Origin of the sequence: Leptospira chreensis (genome assembly GCF_016919165.1) — a bacterium.
Taxonomy (GTDB): Bacteria; Spirochaetota; Leptospiria; order Leptospirales; family Leptospiraceae; genus Leptospira_A; species Leptospira_A chreensis.
In genome coordinates, this window is sequence record NZ_JAFFPS010000031.1 from 204,411 (window position 1) to 220,976 (window position 16,566).

Here is a 16,566-nt window from a genome sequence, read left to right on the forward strand (position 1 = left end):
TTTCCTCTTTTCTATTCTTCGGAAAAGATTCTGTATTTACAAGGAATTTTGTTCCTAATACCCTTATTTATCAGATATGAAAGCGATACCGAGACGGTACTGGGTTTTTCCAGTCGACATACTCTTTATGTTTTTGTCGTATTTTCTCGCACATCTCGTGCGTTTTGAGAACATACGATTTTTAGATAGTTATCCTGACTTTTGGGTTTGTGCCACAATTGTCGTTCTCTCTCGAAGTATGGTATTTTTCTTTTCCGGGATCTACAGATCCCTTTGGTCGTATGCTTCTTTGCATGATCTGCTTTCCATCATCAAAGCCACCGTTCTTTCATCCCTAGTTTCGACTCTGGCCCTGCTATTTTACAATCGGTTCTATCAACTTTCTCGGATGGTACCCATTCTCGATACCCTCATCCTACTTGGGTTTTTATGTTTACGAAGTTTGAGTTGGAGGATGTTACGAGAACAAATCTTTCATTCTGACAAATCCAAAGGTGGGACTCCTGTTTTACTCGTGGGAGCTGGAAAACTCGGAAGCTCGTTTTTAACAGAGATTAGACGAAACGTAGATTTGGACTACCAACCCATTGGATTTTTGGATGACAACTTATCCAAAAAAGGTGGATACATCCAAGGAATTCCGATTCTCGGATCCACGGATGAAATTGGCAAAATTTTAGTTCGTTATGGTGTGAAAAAAGTCATTATGACTGTCCCCCAACCCGATGGACGTGTGGTCAGTAAACTTATGAAAGAATGTGAAAGTGCCGGGGCAGATTTTAAAATCCTACCGACTTTCGGGGAATATTTATCTGGAAAACCGAATATCACACAACTTCGTGAAGTACAAGTAGAAGACCTCTTGGGAAGGCCTACTGTAGATTTAGAAATTGAATCCATCCGTTCATACTTAGAAAAAAAAGTAATCCTTGTTACGGGAGCTGGTGGTTCGATTGGTTCGGAAATCTGTCGTCAAGTGGCACTTTTTAAACCAAGTGTTCTTGTCATTCTGGATGCCGCCGAAACTCCGTTATACGAAATTGATTACGAACTTAGGAAAAGTTTTGCTGATCTGAATATTGACATTCGCCCAGTGATTGCCGATGTCAAAAATCTTTCCCGAATCTCCGCGGTGTTTGAAGAACATCGCCCTTCTGTGGTTTTCCATTCTGCAGCTTACAAACATGTTCCAATGATGGAAATCAATCCATCGGAAGCCGTTCTCAATAATGTGATGGGCACAAAGAACGTAGCGGATGTTTGTCGACTCATTGGAGTGGATCGTTTTGTTTTGATATCCACTGACAAAGCAGTAAATCCAGTCAACGTGATGGGGGCATCCAAACGAGCGGCAGAAATTTATTTACAACATATCTCACAAAACTCTAGAACCAAATTCATTACCGTACGATTTGGAAATGTTTTAGGTTCCAATGGAAGTGTAATTCCCCGTTTCCGTGAACAAATCAAACGTGGTGGACCAGTGACTGTCACCCATCCAGAAGTCATTCGTTACTTTATGACCATTCCAGAAGCCACACAACTTGTGTTACAGGCAGGAAGTATGGGCGAACATGGAGAAATTTTTCTTTTGGATATGGGAGAACCGGTGAAAATTCTTTCCCTTGCAGAAGAGATGATCCGTCTTTCTGGTTACACTCCTCACAAGGACATCACAATTGAATTTTCTGGCCTTCGTCCAGGGGAAAAGTTGTATGAAGAACTTCTTCTAAACCAAGAAGGGATTAAAAAAACACATCACCCAAAAATTCGCATTGCAGCGCCTTTGGAAAATTACAACCTCCTACTTTTCCAAAACAAATTGAATCGATTGTTTTCCCTTGCGAAAGCAAACAAAAATAGAGAAGTCTTCGGTGCCTTCAAAGATATCATTCCCGAATATAAAGTCCACGACGAATACATCGAGTGGGAAACATCACATGGTAAAAGGAACTTATGAGCGAAAAACTCACAGAGGAAGAAATCACAACATTACGTGAGTTTAAAAGAGATTTGTTTAATCTCTATTGGGAGCGGTTTGGAGTATTTTATATCCATGTTATGCCACATCCAAAACTAGAAATTGGAAAACGCGGATTACTCAATGCAGAAAAAGAATCTGGCATTGTACTCGTGTTTGGTGATAAAGCAGTGAAAGTTTTGGATAGCAAACCAGATTATTTATTTGCCGAACTACAATTTGGATCTGCTTGGGAACCCACTATGATCCCTTGGGATGCTGTATTTCGTATTTATGATAAGTTTCAGAATTCGGCCACCCAACTTAGGTTTCTCCAAGTGGAAGCGGCTCCCAGTGTAGAAGAAAATGTTTCCAAACCCAAAGTGACTAAACCGGAAGTATCGGGGGATGGAAATGTGATTCGTGTGGATTTTGGAGGGAAACGGAACGAATGAATTTTTTTACAATCACCAGAGGTGATCTCGACGGCTTTTTTGGTCTCATGGTAGACAATCTCATCCAACTTTTAGTTTTATCTGCCCTCTGCATCGGAGTTTGTGGTTTTCCATTAAGTTTTGTTACCTCTGTCGTATTGCCTGGTGCCGCCGTATCCTTACTTGTCGGAAATATATTTTATGCCTGGCAAGCTTGGAAACTAGGCCAAAGAACCCATCGAACCGATGTGACTGCCATTCCCTATGGAATCAATACGGTTTCTCTATTTGCTTTTGTATTTTTTGTGATGTTTCCCACCTATCAAGCCACAGGTGATTATGTAGCGGCATGGAAAGCAGGCCTTCTTGTCTCTTTTGTTTCCGGATGTATTGAAGTCATTGGTTCTTTTGTTGCGGCAAAAATTCGAAAGTACACACCAAGGGCTGCCCTTCTTTCGGCTTTGGCGGGGATTGCCATCACTTTCATTTCGATGGATTTTTTACTGCGTACTTTTGAAAGACCGATTGTCGCCTTTATTCCATTAGGTGTCATATTATTACAATACTTTGGAAAAGTTCGTTTCCCTTTCGGAATCCCTGGAGGATTACTCTCTGTGATCCTCGGGATTTTGTTATCTTATTTGTCTTTTTTTTGGGGAGATCCCATTTACAAACCGGGAGCCATAGAAAGTGGTCTAGAGACATTGGGAATATACTTTCCACAACTTTCGATCAGTCCTCTCATCGAAACACTTACCTATGCCAATATCAAAGCATACTTTTCCATCATCCTTCCGATGGGAGTTTTTAATGTCATTGGTTCTTTGCAAAACATAGAATCGGCAGAAGCATCGGGAGATAGTTTTGATACAAAAACTTCCCTACTTGTGAATGGATTAGGTACTCTTGCAGGAACTGCTTTTGGATCTCCTTTTCCTACAACCATCTACATTGGTCATCCAGGTTGGAAGGCACTCGGAGCTAAACATAGTTATTCGGTGCTTTCAGGAATTTTTATGACCCTTGTGAGTTTTTTCGGACTGATGGGTCTCATCCAAGCACTTATCCCTGTGGAAGCAGGAATGGCCATTGTACTTTGGATCGGAATTGTCATCACAAGCCAAGCCTTCCAAGCCATTCCCAAACACCATTCGCCAGCAGTAGTGGTGGGCCTCTTACCGGCGTTTGCTGGATGGGCTGTGCTTATCATTCAAAACGTATTTATCTTTTTAGATGGGAAACTGCAAGCCACCTTACATGAACTAGGTGCAAAACAGGTAATCCATTTTTCTTTATCGGACATCCCTCCGCATTTAAACTTTCTTCCTTATGCTTTGGGTGGAGTCATTGCTTTATCACAAGGATTTCTCATCACTTCGATGGTTTGGTCGGCGATGGTGGTTTTTATTTTAGAAAGAGAATGGATGAAAGCCGCTCTTTGGGCCATCATTGCGGCTGTCCTTTCTAGTGTTGGTTGGATTCATGCCTATGAATTACAAGGGAATGCAATCCTCAACAGGTTTACCGAACTTGCCAGTTGGGATTTTCCCATTGCTTATTTTTCCTTAGCGGCATTGTTCTTATTGATACAGCTTCTCAATAATCCAAAAGAAAAAGCGGATCAGTTCAGGCATTAATTTGCTTGTAATCTCTAGCCCAAACAATTACAGTTTTAGTCTAACAAACAGGTTCACTGGAGCCTTAAGGAGAACAATTTCCTATGACTTGGATCAAACGAATCGGTTTTTTCCTGTTAACCAATATTTTGATTATGACTACCATCTCCATCGTGACCACATTACTTGGTTCGATGGGATTTAGTATCCGTGCTTATGGCTTGGATCTAACGCAACTCATTGTATTCTGTTTGATGTGGGGTATGGCGGGGTCTTTCATTTCGCTCTTACTTTCCAAAATGATGGCGAAGTGGTCGATGGGTGTAAAAGTCATCGATCCAAAAAAAGCATCCGCTGCTGAGATGGATGTTTATCGTCGTGTGCAATCACTCGCACAACGTGCTCACCTTCCTATGCCGGAAGTGGGGATTTACGAATCTCCTGAAGTGAATGCGTTTGCAACGGGCCCAAGTAAATCCAGCGCCCTTGTCGCTGTGTCTACGGGACTACTCGGTCGTATGAACGCACAAGAATTGGAAGGGGTACTCGCTCACGAATTGTCACACGTTGCTAACGGAGACATGGTCACACTCACTCTCATTCAAGGTGTTGTGAACTCATTTGCTATGTTCATCTCTCGAATCATTGCCTATGTGGCATCGAATGCTGTGAAAGAAGAAATGGCGCATATCGTAAGAATTGCGGTTACCATCCTTCTGGACATTGTGTTCTCGATTCTTGGCTCCATGGCTGTGGCTTACTTCTCACGCCAAAGAGAGTTCCGTGCGGATGCCGGTGGTGCTAAACTTGCGGGAAGAGAGTCTATGATTTCTGCATTGGAATCACTCAGACAAATGGTAGAGATGCCGGAAGATCCAAGAGGAGAAGCTCTCGCTTCTTTCAAAATTTCTTCCAACAAGGGAGGATTTCTTTCCCTGTTCGCAACTCACCCTGCTTTAGAAGAAAGGATTCTTGCCCTCAAGCAAATGAAATAGAATTTTTCACAAAGTTCTATCGAAAGAAAAAAGGTCGGCGATTGTCGGCCTTTTTTTATTGCAAAGCACTCGTCTTCTTTGGTTTCATCCTATTATGTCCATTGTTAAATCTAAGATTCGTACCATTCCAGACTACCCGAAACCAGGGATTCTCTTTCGAGATATTACTTCCCTTCTCATCGATCCAGAAGGATTTCAACTCACCATTGGAATGTTTGTAGAACGATACCAAAATGCTAAATTGAATAAAATTGCCGCCATTGACGCCAGAGGTTTTATTCCCGGTGCTGCTCTTGCTTTCCAACTCGGTGTAGGATTTGTTCCGATCCGTAAAAAAGGAAAACTACCAGGTACTACCATTTCCGAATCCTATGCGTTGGAATACGGAGTGGACCATGTAGAAATCCATACAGATGCCATAAACCCCGGTGAAAGAGTTTTGATTATGGACGATTTGATTGCCACTGGGGGAACTTTGGAGGCTTCGATCAAACTGGTGCAAAACCTAAAAGGTGTGGTTCATGAATGTTCCACTATCATCAACTTACCAGATTTAGGTGGAGCAAAACGAATTAAGGATACTTACGGAATTGATGTATTCTCTATTTGCGAATTTGAAGGACATTAAAATAGAAATCTAATTTCTATTGAATATTAGAAACAAAGAGTTTTGGTTAGGTTATAGATTTCCAATCATTACTCTTTGTTTTATCCACACGAATACTCACCTCGTTCCCAAGAAAATTCCATCGAACCACAAATAGTTTTTTCAAAATATGAATCCCACGTCCGCTAGTGACTAACTTTCGATCCGATTCGATAGGGCTTGGGATGAGTCTTGGATTAAAACCTTTTCCGCTATCAATCACATAAACATCGATGTATTTACGGGATTCAAACACGTGTACGGTGATGATATCATCTTCTCGTTTGCCACCATGTTCCAGTGCATTGTCTAAAGTTTCATCTACTAAGATCTGAAACCAAAAACTGTCCATAATTTGGCGCCAATTTCTTTTTTCGTACAAATTCCAAAGATTCTCTTTGATCAGTCTTGAGTGAGATCTCGTGGCAAGAATTCGGTCTTCAAAAATCTTTGTCGACCTTTCAAAAATAAAGGAAAATGGATGGGTTAAATAATCTTCGGTGAAGGAGTAATGGAACAAAAAGACAACAAAACAAGAAAGAAATAACAAATTTACAAAGAGAAAAAAGTGCAAAAAATACTTTGTTGTTAAGGGAATGACATTAGGTAAAAAACAAAGGGTAATGAAGAGGATACAAGTAAGGAATGTTGCTAAATAGATATATTCCATAAACTTTTGAATGGCAGGAAAGTTATACCTGAGTTTGGCGATGATCAAATAGGAAAATGCAAAAAACGTGATCGTATAATAAGCGTTATAATAATATTTCAATAAAATTAGACTGGTTCCAGGATAAACTTCGTTTAGGATCCCTAGATCCACAAGTAACAACATAATTCCCATCCCGAGCACAAAGGAACAAATGACAACAAGTCTTGGGAAATTACGAAAGAAAGTTGGAAACTGTAATCCAAAGTAAAGTAAAACAAAGGATAAAAAGATTAAATATGAGGAAAGAATATGCGGTTGGTTTAAGGTAATATTTTCTAAGAACAAACTGTTAGCAAAGATTGTCAAATCTCCGATACAGAAAAAAGCCGCAAGGATAGAAAAACTTGTTTTCATTCTTGTCCGCGGATTCTTTCTAAATGAAACAATGCCGGCAATCAATGAAAAAAAGGCGGTAACTCCAAATATGATGGATTCAAACAAACTCATGCAAAAACAAAAAAAAATTCTCCTCTCCCCATCTCTCTTTGCGAGTACTATTTTATTTTTTACGAGTTTATTCCTAAGCCCCATATTTCCGGAAGAAAACAGACAATCCATCGACGAAATCAAGAAATCTGTAGTCCAAATCCGAGTGTTTTCCCAAGCCAAAGACCCCTTCTCTCCCTGGATATCTTCCGGAATTTCCGCATCCACTGGCTCTGGGTTTTTGATCTCTAAAAACCGCATCCTCACCAATGCCCATGTTGTTTCCAACGCTAAGTTTATGGAAGCCCAACGGAACAACCAAACCGAATGGTATGAATTAAAAGTTTTGTTTATAGCTCATGATTGTGATTTAGCACTTCTCGAGGTATCGGATCCAGAATTTTACAAAGATAGCAATCACTTGGAACTGGGGAACTTACCGGAGCTTGCAAGCCCTGTGGATATTATTGGATATCCGATTGGTGGGAGTAAAATATCTGTTAGTCGGGGGATTGTTTCTCGGATTGAACAATCAACCTATGCCCATTCGCAAATCGATAGCCATTTGGTAGTTCAAGTAGATGCCGCCATCAATCCCGGAAACTCCGGTGGCCCCGCCCTCCAAGATGGAAAAGTGGTTGGTGTCGCCTTCCAAGCCTCCACCAAAGGAGAAAACATTGGTTATATCATTCCCACGGCTGTAATCCAACATTTCCTGAAAGACATTGAAGATGGAATGTATCATGGTTACGTCGAACTCGGAATCCAAACACAACCTTCCTATTCTGAATCCCACAGACAATTTTATGGAATTCCGAATTTAGAGGAAGGTGTCTTTGTGACCAAGGTATTAAAAGCGGGTTCTGCCGATGGATATTTAAAACCAGGAGATTATCTAACCGCCATTGATGGGCGAAAAATTGGAAGGAATGGAAATCTTTTGGAGGTTAGCTCCATCGATTTTCTCGAGCTTGTAGACAATAAGTTTGCGGGGGAAGAGATTCGCTTTGATCTCATTCGGGATAAGAAAAAAATAAATGTTAAATTCCCTGCTAAAAAAATGCCTCAGATGGAAAGGCAAAGATCCAGGTATGGAGTGGATTACGATTATCTCGTGTTTGGCGGTCTAGTATTCCAAACGGTCAACAGAGACCTACTCGAAGCATGGAGTAAAAATGGGCAAACACAAGGTGGGAGTTTACTTGTTTACCGGTTTTATGATGCCACCACTCTTTCTGACGGACAGTCTGAAGATGTAGTCTTGTATCGTAAGTTATCCCACCCGATCAATTCCAATTCCGATTTTTATTTGAATATGGTCGTAGAATCTTTGAATGGAACAAAAATTAAAAATCTTAATCATTTAAAAGAAACTCTCCAATCTTCTACGGAAAAAACCATACGAATCCAGTTTTATGGAATCCAATTGCCTATGATTTTGGATCGAGAAGAGTCGAAAGCTGCCGACTTAGAAATTAAAAAAGCCTACCACCTAACAGGAAACTAAAAAATGCCTTTGATTCTTCAAAACTATAAACTCGGATTCATTCTTTTACTATTTTTTACCGGATCATTACTTGGAAAATCAATTCCGGTGGGTATGACAGATGCCTCCATCCTGCAAGTCAAAGTAACCGTCCAATACCCACATTTTCTACAACCTTGGAGGTTTAAAAATCCCGAGGTTCGTCATTCCACTGGAATCTATATTGGAGAAAATCAGATTTTGATCCCGGCCCAAGCCGTTTATTTTTATACAAGTATTGAAATCAAAAAACCCGATTCCCTGAAAGTATACACTGCGGAATTAGAACGAATGGATCCTGACCTTGGGCTTGCTATCTTAAAATTGAATGATCCAAATGCTTCTAAAGATCTCAAGGCTGTGATCTTTCCAAACGAAGTATTTTTGCCAGGCACTGGCCTTGTGATGGAAAGTAAAGACCAACGGACTTTGGAAGAAAAGAAAATTCGAATGTTAAGGTTAGATATGGATTCATATTCTAGCGGTTATGTGGAACTTCCCTTTATAGAAATCCAATCTGAAGAAAAACTAGATGGTGTAGGAGAACTCATCGTTGACGCGACGGCAAGAATTCCCCAAGGCATTTTATACCAATTCAAAGAAAACAATACAGGAAGAGTGATCCCCTCTTTTTCCATCAAACATTTCGTGGAAGGAAAATCCTTTCCATTCAAAGGTTTCCGGTTCAAACCTTTAACGGACACAGCCACAAGAAACCATTATGGACTCAGAAAAGATGATTTGGGAGTGTTAGTTGCGGAAATTTACCCAGGATCATCCGCCGATGGGGTTTTACAATTGGAAGATGTATTACTCGAAGTATCTAATTCTAAGGTAGATCCCAAAGGATACTTCGACCATCCGAAATTTGGAAAATTAAATGTATCTTACTTATTTCATAATACCAATGATACAGACTCTCACTTTGGAAAAAAAATAAAACTCAAAGTGTTCCGAAACAAAAAACCGGTGAATCTTGAATTGGATTTAAAACCACTTCCAGAGTCTGCGATTCGAATCCCACACGGGAACTCTAGATTTCAAACTCCCAAATACTTAATGTTAGCTGGGATAGTATTCCAGGAACTTTCGGAACAATATTTAACAGAACATGGAACCCAGTGGCGAAATCGGGTGAGTAAGGAACTACTCTACTTAAACGATTTTTATCGCATCAAAAGGAATGTAAATGAAGGGAATGTGGTATTTTTATCACAAGTATTACCCCTTTCCGGGAATAAAGCCTATCATACGGCCCACCAGATGATTCTGAAAACAGTAAATGGAACTCCCGTCAGCTCTCTCACTCAATTGCAAAGTTTAGTGCGCGAGTTGGAGGCACCGTACATTCGTTTTGTGATGTCCGACGGTTTTGAAGTCATCTTTAAAAAAGAAGAAATCCAAACACTGAATACGGAAGCAAAACAAAGTTTCCAGATTCCGAAGGATTCTAATTTTTAGAATCCAACAAATCCTACTTGGTAACCCAACTGTTTGGAAATGAATAAAACCTTAACAAGGAATAAAACAAGAATGAACAAAGTGAATAGGATATATTCTTGTTTTCTAACAGTTTTGTCCTCATTTAACAGCAGTAATAATATAGGAATGGAAAGGGTAAACATACGGGAAACGTTTTCATAAACGGACCAAAAATGATAATACCCGGCTGTTCCTACCATAAACATAACCAGTAATAACGAAATTCGAAATTCCCAACCTTTGCGAACTTGGCCTGTAAAAGGCAAAAACAATCCAAGAAAGAATAAGATCACAAGCGGGAACCGCGAGAAAAGTCGTGCTAGGTCTTTCCAATTTGAACCTGTAGCGATTTGTCTCCAAATGGACTCCATATAGGAAATCAGTCCCTCAAATGGCAAAATAAAATCCGTAAGCCTACCTGGTCTCCAATTTGGGAAACGATAAGCCAAATACAAATGCCAACAAACAGGGATGATGAGAACAGAACCAACAACCAAAATCCGTTTCCAATCTTTCCGAAAGAGAGCCGCAAGGCCCAAAGGGAATAATAAAAACAAAGCAGGCTCTTTGGTTAAGATGGCCAAACTCGAAAGTAGAATGAAAGGAATATAGTTTTCCTTTACATAGTAAAAGTAAGCGATTACAAGGATCGATACCATCACTGTATCACTGACGAGTACATAATAACTTCCCAAAGCAAAAGGACTTAAAAGATATAAAATGGCAAAGGGTTTTGTATCTTCATCCAAAAGTTTATGCAAATAGAAATAAGAAATCAGCGTTAAAACAATATTCCAAAAATACATTCCAAATATAGCAGCAGTTTTTCCTAAAAAACCAAACAGAGCAATTAACAAAGGATAGCCGATTCTTGGAGCTCGGTAGGACTCATCAAAACCTTTTGGCCAGTTGAGATTGAATTCAGAGAGAGGCCTTGAAAAATAATAAAAGATTTGGCCATCATACCCGGCTCCTAAATCCCCCTTCTCCCCTTTAAAGAGAATTGCTTGCTCCGGTGTTTCCGCCTGGTTTTGCAAAGCAAACTCATACCCGAAGTTCACCATGGAACTTGGATTCCACTCATATTTTTTCCAATACCCTAAAGTGGAAATTCCCCAGATTAAGAAAAAAGACAAAACCGTAAGCCACTGTTTCGAATTAAAAAATAAAAAGATCGGTAATAGACGTTTTTGAAACATTGGGTTCTCTCCAACTAAGGATTTGAATTTGAAATTTTAGGATCTAAGAATTGAGAAAAAATAGAATTATAATAATTGGCGCCTTCGTATGTTAGATGGTGCGGATCAAAAAAGTATCGAACCTCTTTTACAGCTTCCGTATGATCGATCAAAGTTTGGCCTCTGGTTTCTAAATGAGATCTTAGACTAGAAATCCAATCTTGTCTCCACTTTGAATCTTTATATAAGGCAAATTCGATGGGATTTTCAGGGCTTAAAACCAAGACAAAAGGAATATGATTTTGATAAAAATATTCAGAAATTTTAAGGATTCGATCAAATTCAGACCATGGAGAAAAGGTGAGCGAATTTACATTTTTTTTGGCTTCCCGAACAAAATGTAATCTCCAAAGTTCATTCCTTGTTCCCGCATCTCGAATCATACGTTCAAAGTAGTCTGCTTTGAACTCTTCTATTGTCATTTTCGCCAAACGAGTGTCATCCCAATAACTTCCGCGAGAGTAAGACCTATTTTCTAGTTTGGAATTTTTACAGAAAAAATGAGACAAACGAATACCAACAGATTCATCACGACCATAACGAATGAGATTCACTTCCTTCGCAGAAGATAATTCAGATAGAACTTGGATTTGTACGACTGACCAGTCCCCTGAATTCTGAACCAAAGATTCCCAGTCCAGATCATTCCAACCAGAATGTTCAAAAGTTCTTTCGGTTTCCAAAATCGTTTTTTGATTGGAAAGAGAGTCTGTATCTTTAAAAAAACGAAATTTTAGTTTTGTTTTAGATTTCTGAAAGAAGATGGATTCTTTTGATTTTTTTGCAGAACAAACAAGAGTAGCCGTTTCCTTTGTCCATCCCTTAGACCAAATCCCTTCTATTGGTTTTTCCCCTTGGTAGAGATGATACTTCCTGCCGCTGCGGAAGTGATTGTCGATATATACTTCGATCGGATCCCAGAAGAAAACGCGAAACCGACTTACATAGAACAATGATTTGGTGGCAAGTTTAGAAATTGTTTTTCTTGGTAACTCTGTCCAGTGGTCTTTTAGATAAGCCTTTGGATAAATTGTTTTTGCTGGATATCGTTCCCCAAATTCTTTTACCCATTTCTCTTCATTGAACTGAAATTTTCCTTCCGTGGGTTCTAAATATTCCCATTGTAAATCTGCAAAATTGTGAAGATATACCACTAAACTCGGATGGGAACGTAATAGATCTTCTTTATAATAGTCTAGATCCGTTGGCGCCATGGCCACATGTGAAAAAAATGAAAATTTGGTTTTGGATTTTTCTTTTTGGTTTAAAAGATCCGGTAATACCGAATACAAAGCCACAGAACTTCCGGTGATGATGGTTCTATGTTTGTCTTTCGTGGATTGTAACTCTTTGGTTTTGTGAATGAAATTATACCAAGGAGAGGAATCCCATTCGGTTTCATTTGGAAATAGAAAATAAAGTTCGAAAAACAACAATCGGTCCAATAGGAATATCCCACCAAACAAGCTGCAGGTGATGAGAAAAACTTTCCATTTCAGTCCGAAACGGGATTTATTTAGGGGTATTGTGGGATCAGTTTCCATTTTCGTAACAAAAGTTTTTTAGCAAATTGGATTGCCAGCTTCAATACCTTACGGTTGAAACTACTATTTGAAAAGATATAACGAATTGGTAATTCCTTAATAGAACCACCATTGTTTGCGACAATTGATAAGGCTTCCATATGAAAGTCAAAAGCAACAGACTCCAAAGGGTAAGCCGCAATTTTCTGAAACATAGGTTTCGAATACCTTCTGTATCCGCTAGTGCAATCTCGTAGACCCGCTCCCAAAAGATTCAAAACCCCTTTGGACAGGCAATAGTTCATTACTTTGGCAGCAAGCCAAGAAATAAACCTACGATAGATCGGAACATTGACTGTGGAGGTTCTAGAACCAATGACCAAATCACAATGGGGAAAGGATTGGAACTCTTTCAAGTAACCAGCATCATGCGACAAACCGGCATCCATTGTGATGACCCAATCGTATCCTTTTTCCACGGCATACTTCATTCCGTCTTGAATGCCTCCCGGAATATGGGTATTTTTTTCATGCCGAATGACGTGAAGCCTTTTCCCAAATTCTTTCTGCAGTTTGGCCAAGATGGTTGGTGTGGCATCTTTACTGGCATCATCCGTTACAGAAACATCTGCAAATCCAATGGCTCCCCGCACCACCTCTTCGATGGTTTCGGCTTCATTGTATGCGGGGATGATGACTAAAGTTTTGTTTGCCATTTACTTTCCTGCGATATTGAATACGTCTTGGTTCGCTTCAATCCATTTGAGGAGTCGAGTGACACCTTCTTTCGGTAGGATTTTTGGATTGAATCCGAATTTTTTTGCCTCTTTGATGTCACAGATAAAGTAACGCATGTCACCCGGTCTTTCTACTTCAAAAAGGATTTCTTGTTTTTTACCAAGAATTTCGCCTATCAGATGGATACACTCTAAAAGAGAAATTTTATGAGGACTTGCCCCACCAATATTGTACACACCAGGAATCGGATTTTTAAAGAATTCTAAATAAGACTTAGCACCATCTTCTGCATGTAAGATATCTCTTGTTTGTTTTCCCGTTCCAAAAATTCTAAGTGGTAATCCAAACACAGAACGAATTGCAAAATTTGCCACCCAACCATGATCTTCTCCACCAAACTGACGTTCGCCGTAGATCCCGGTAAATCGGAAACTTGCCGCCTTCACCCCATACATATCTGTGTAAGAACGAACATAGTGTTCGGCACTCATTTTGGAAGCATGTAACGGAGAAATTTGACCTACCATCGTTGGTTGTTCTACAGAGATTTCAACAGGATTTCTTTCGTAAGAAGTTTTACCTTCCGTCAAACTATCGTTAATGGAGTTTCCGTATACGTGAATGGAGGATGTATTCACAACCGGAATTTTATGTTTCCGAGCCGCTTCCATCACATTGAAAGTTCCGATAACGTTGGTTGAAAAATCCAACTCAGGATCTTCCCAAGAGATAGTCATCGCAGGTTGTGCTGCCGTGTGAATGATATAATCACAATCAGCAGAACGATCCATCAAATGTTCTAAATTTCGGATGTCACCTTTGACCATAGTGACACCGATTGATTTCAAATAATTCCAGTTATAATCTCTTGTGGCGTCACTTCCATAACCAGTTCGTTTTAATTCATATTTGGTCATGTTATCAAAACTAACAACATCCCAACCTTCTTTACGAAATAATTCACAAACATGGGATCCTAAAAATCCGCATCCGCCTGTTACCAATACTTTATTCGCCATCGCGACTTTCTCCTAGGAAAAACTTTTTAGAAATAATCAATTTCATTATGTGGATTACATCCGAAATCATATCACGTAATCTGTATTCCACCTGCCCTACCGGTTTGAAGTAGGATACAGGAATTTCAATACAACGCATATGAGACCGAACAATATCGATCATAAGCTCCACAATGAACTTACGATCTTGAGTATACAATTGTGGTTTCACTCGTTCATAAGACTCTCGCCAAACAGAAAAAAACTGGCAGTCCACATCGGTAAATCGTGGTTCTTGACCCCACCAAAATACTTCCACCAGTTTGCCCATGAGTAAGTTCACTAAACGATAGAGTGGTTTGAGGTTGGAACCTTGTTCGATCATCTGTCTTGTGGTGCGAGTACCAATCACCATATCAGAGTCTTTCATGTATTCGAGTAGTTTCGGAAAATCTTTGGACCTAAAAGATCCATCGGGAGAGACCACAACAATGATATCTCCTGTTGTGTATTCAATTCCCCTTCTCACTTGTTCCCCGAGTCTTGTAGGATCCCCATCACCAGGGAAAGTATAGGTTTTTACTTTTTCCTTTTTGCTGAGAGCCAAAGTTTCATCGGTGGATTCGTTATCAATGACTATGATTTCATTAAACTTGTCTTTGAAGTCAACTATCACATCAGTGATAGACCTTTCATTATTGTTTGTAGGGATCACTAAACTTGTTTTAAACTTATGGAATAAATCATTTCTTACTTCATAGACTGCATGGTAATAATCCTGCATGGAGTTGATATTGAAGTATTCACAACTAAGAGTAGTTGCGTAAACTCCGCCTTTGGACTCTTTTGCCATCTTATCGATAACATCTGTTATTTCCACAACGCCGGACTTAGCGGAAGCGGGAGTTTTTTTAAAAAACTCAAAGTATTCGGGTGTAAAAAAATAACTTCCCAGACCTAAAAGTTCATTGGGAGGGTTTTCTGGTTTTTCAACCAAATTTAGTATTTTATCATTCTCTAATACAACGGAATAGTTTTTTCGAATCCTGGAGAGTAAGGATGTTTTTACGATTCCGATGGAGGCAGCCATATTCGGATGTTTTTTTAGAACTTTTAAAAAGTGATCATGGTCGGTGCGGTAATAAAACTCATCTCCAAGGATGGTGAGAAAAGGTTCGTGGATGATTCTTTCGAGGCTTGCCACATCCGAAGCCAAGCCTTTCTGGGTCCATTCCACGGGTTCAATCACCACTTTGGGCAAAGCCAAACGGATATGGCTAATTTCTGTGATGATATGTTCTTTGAGGTGTCCCACCAAAACATAGATCTTCTCAATTCCAAAGGTTTTGACCATCAATTCCACATTGCGGTGGAGGATGGACTTTCCTTCGATGACGAAGAGGGGTTTTGGAATGAAGCTGGTTCGGGGATATGCTCGGGTTCCTTTTCCGGCAGCCGCAATGACCCCAATTCTGATCTTTTTCAATGTAAAAGGAAAGTCCCTGGAACGAAGCCGTGGGTCAATTAGAAAAGGTTCGTTTCCATCGGTAGAATTGCAATCCAGGCCCCGGTTTGTATCCTTGGAATGGCCCCCAGGCCTGCTTGGAAGGATTCCAGGACTTTTCCGGATCGCGTCCCCCGAGTCCATTCAAATGGAAGCCCCAAATGCCTTCCGTGGTCAAGAGAGGTGCCTCAAAACGAACCGCGACAGGATCTCCTGCGTGGTGTTCCAAAACATAGGGTAAGGAAACCTGTTTTTGGGTCCCCAGTAAAGACTCCGAAATTTTAAACAGACCACTAGAATCTGGCACCATCTGAAACTGCAAATGGTCACAATCAAAACGGCGTAGGAGTGCCATTTTTTTACCCCAGGTGTCCGTGGCGCGAATTTGGCAGGCTTCGGGAACGAGCAGGAGATCTCGGCCTTCAGTAGTGACCTTCCCGACAAATAAAACCTCTTCAAAGCCGCGGGAATTTTGGAACCTTAGCTCCTGGGCATTATAAAAAGACTTTCCCTTTTCTGTGAAGATCTCTATTCCTAATATTAGATAGCCATTCTCCGTAGCGAGTTTCTCGGAAAAATACAAGCCATCCACTGCCTTTGCAAAGTTTGGATTCGTCCAAAAGAATGTCAGGGAAATAAGACCCACTACCAGGAATTTATGCATTTGAAACGACTGATCCTTTTTCCTATTCTTTTCATAACATCATTCACAGCTGATTGCAATCTCCTAAATCCACAAATAGAAAAAAATAACAACCTCCTCCTTCTC

Annotated in this window: 14 protein-coding genes; 7 read left to right on the forward strand and 7 right to left on the reverse strand. The window is 40.0% G+C overall.

Annotation, left to right across the window (positions count from 1 at the left end):
* The first annotated feature begins 76 nt into the window (after positions 1 to 76).
* The 5 genes from JWG41_RS10400 (at position 77) to JWG41_RS10420 (ending at position 5,633) form a co-directional block, all read left to right on the forward strand.
* Complete coding sequence (locus JWG41_RS10400) at positions 77 to 1,960, forward strand: polysaccharide biosynthesis protein (RefSeq protein WP_205269855.1); 1,884 nt, start codon at positions 77 to 79, stop codon at positions 1,958 to 1,960.
* Positions 1,957 to 2,415: a ClpXP protease specificity-enhancing factor SspB gene (locus tag JWG41_RS10405; protein ID WP_205269856.1), complete on the forward strand. Its 459-nt coding sequence runs from the start codon at positions 1,957 to 1,959 to the stop codon at positions 2,413 to 2,415. Before JWG41_RS10400 ends, JWG41_RS10405 begins: the two co-directional genes overlap by 4 nt.
* Positions 2,412 to 4,031, forward strand: coding sequence for an NCS2 family permease (locus JWG41_RS10410; RefSeq protein WP_205269857.1), 1,620 nt, complete (start codon positions 2,412 to 2,414; stop codon positions 4,029 to 4,031). Before JWG41_RS10405 ends, JWG41_RS10410 begins: the two co-directional genes overlap by 4 nt.
* Before the next feature lie 83 nt (positions 4,032 to 4,114).
* Positions 4,115 to 5,005 (forward strand): protease HtpX, encoded by an 891-nt coding sequence (gene htpX, locus JWG41_RS10415; RefSeq protein WP_205269858.1) that lies wholly within the window; start codon positions 4,115 to 4,117, stop codon positions 5,003 to 5,005.
* Positions 5,006 to 5,099: 94 nt separating this feature from the next.
* Entirely contained in the window at positions 5,100 to 5,633 is a 534-nt protein-coding gene (locus JWG41_RS10420; protein ID WP_205269859.1) for an adenine phosphoribosyltransferase, read from the forward strand.
* A gap of 46 nt (positions 5,634 to 5,679) precedes the next feature.
* Here the strand turns inward: JWG41_RS10420 and JWG41_RS10425 are convergent, their stop codons facing one another.
* Complete coding sequence (locus JWG41_RS10425) at positions 5,680 to 6,717, reverse strand: ATP-binding protein (RefSeq protein ID WP_205269860.1); 1,038 nt, start codon at positions 6,715 to 6,717, stop codon at positions 5,680 to 5,682.
* 31 nt (positions 6,718 to 6,748) lie between these two features.
* Here JWG41_RS10425 and JWG41_RS10430 point away from each other — a divergent pair, with 31 nt between their 5' ends.
* A complete protein-coding gene (locus tag JWG41_RS10430; RefSeq protein WP_205269861.1) occupies positions 6,749 to 8,296 on the forward strand; it encodes a S1C family serine protease in 1,548 nt (515 codons plus the stop codon).
* Between the two features lie 3 nt (positions 8,297 to 8,299).
* On the forward strand, positions 8,300 to 9,775 hold the full coding sequence (locus JWG41_RS10435; protein WP_205269862.1) for a PDZ domain-containing protein: 1,476 nt from the start codon (positions 8,300 to 8,302) through the stop codon (positions 9,773 to 9,775).
* Here JWG41_RS10435 and JWG41_RS10440 read toward each other — a convergent pair.
* Genes JWG41_RS10440 through JWG41_RS10465 form a run of 6 tightly spaced genes read right to left on the reverse strand, consistent with a single transcriptional unit; the run spans position 9,772 to position 16,461 of the window.
* Positions 9,772 to 10,995: an AZOBR_p60025 family cell surface glycopolymer formation protein gene (locus JWG41_RS10440; RefSeq protein WP_205269863.1), complete on the reverse strand. Its 1,224-nt coding sequence runs from the start codon at positions 10,993 to 10,995 to the stop codon at positions 9,772 to 9,774. The genes JWG41_RS10435 and JWG41_RS10440 overlap by 4 nt on opposite strands.
* A gap of 14 nt (positions 10,996 to 11,009) precedes the next feature.
* Positions 11,010 to 12,578, reverse strand: coding sequence for a hypothetical protein (locus JWG41_RS10445; protein WP_232373917.1), 1,569 nt, complete (start codon positions 12,576 to 12,578; stop codon positions 11,010 to 11,012).
* Positions 12,551 to 13,273: a glycosyltransferase gene (locus JWG41_RS10450; protein ID WP_205269864.1), complete on the reverse strand. Its 723-nt coding sequence runs from the start codon at positions 13,271 to 13,273 to the stop codon at positions 12,551 to 12,553. Before JWG41_RS10450 ends, JWG41_RS10445 begins: the two co-directional genes overlap by 28 nt.
* The gene (locus tag JWG41_RS10455) at positions 13,274 to 14,314 is read right to left on the reverse strand and encodes an NAD-dependent epimerase/dehydratase family protein (RefSeq protein WP_205269865.1); all 1,041 of its coding nucleotides are present in this window, start codon (positions 14,312 to 14,314) and stop codon (positions 13,274 to 13,276) included.
* A complete protein-coding gene (locus JWG41_RS10460; RefSeq protein ID WP_205269866.1) occupies positions 14,304 to 15,779 on the reverse strand; it encodes a nucleotidyltransferase family protein in 1,476 nt (491 codons plus the stop codon). Before JWG41_RS10460 ends, JWG41_RS10455 begins: the two co-directional genes overlap by 11 nt.
* Before the next feature lie 34 nt (positions 15,780 to 15,813).
* Complete coding sequence (locus JWG41_RS10465; protein WP_205269867.1) at positions 15,814 to 16,461, reverse strand: hypothetical protein; 648 nt, start codon at positions 16,459 to 16,461, stop codon at positions 15,814 to 15,816.
* Positions 16,462 to 16,566 lie beyond the last annotated feature (105 nt).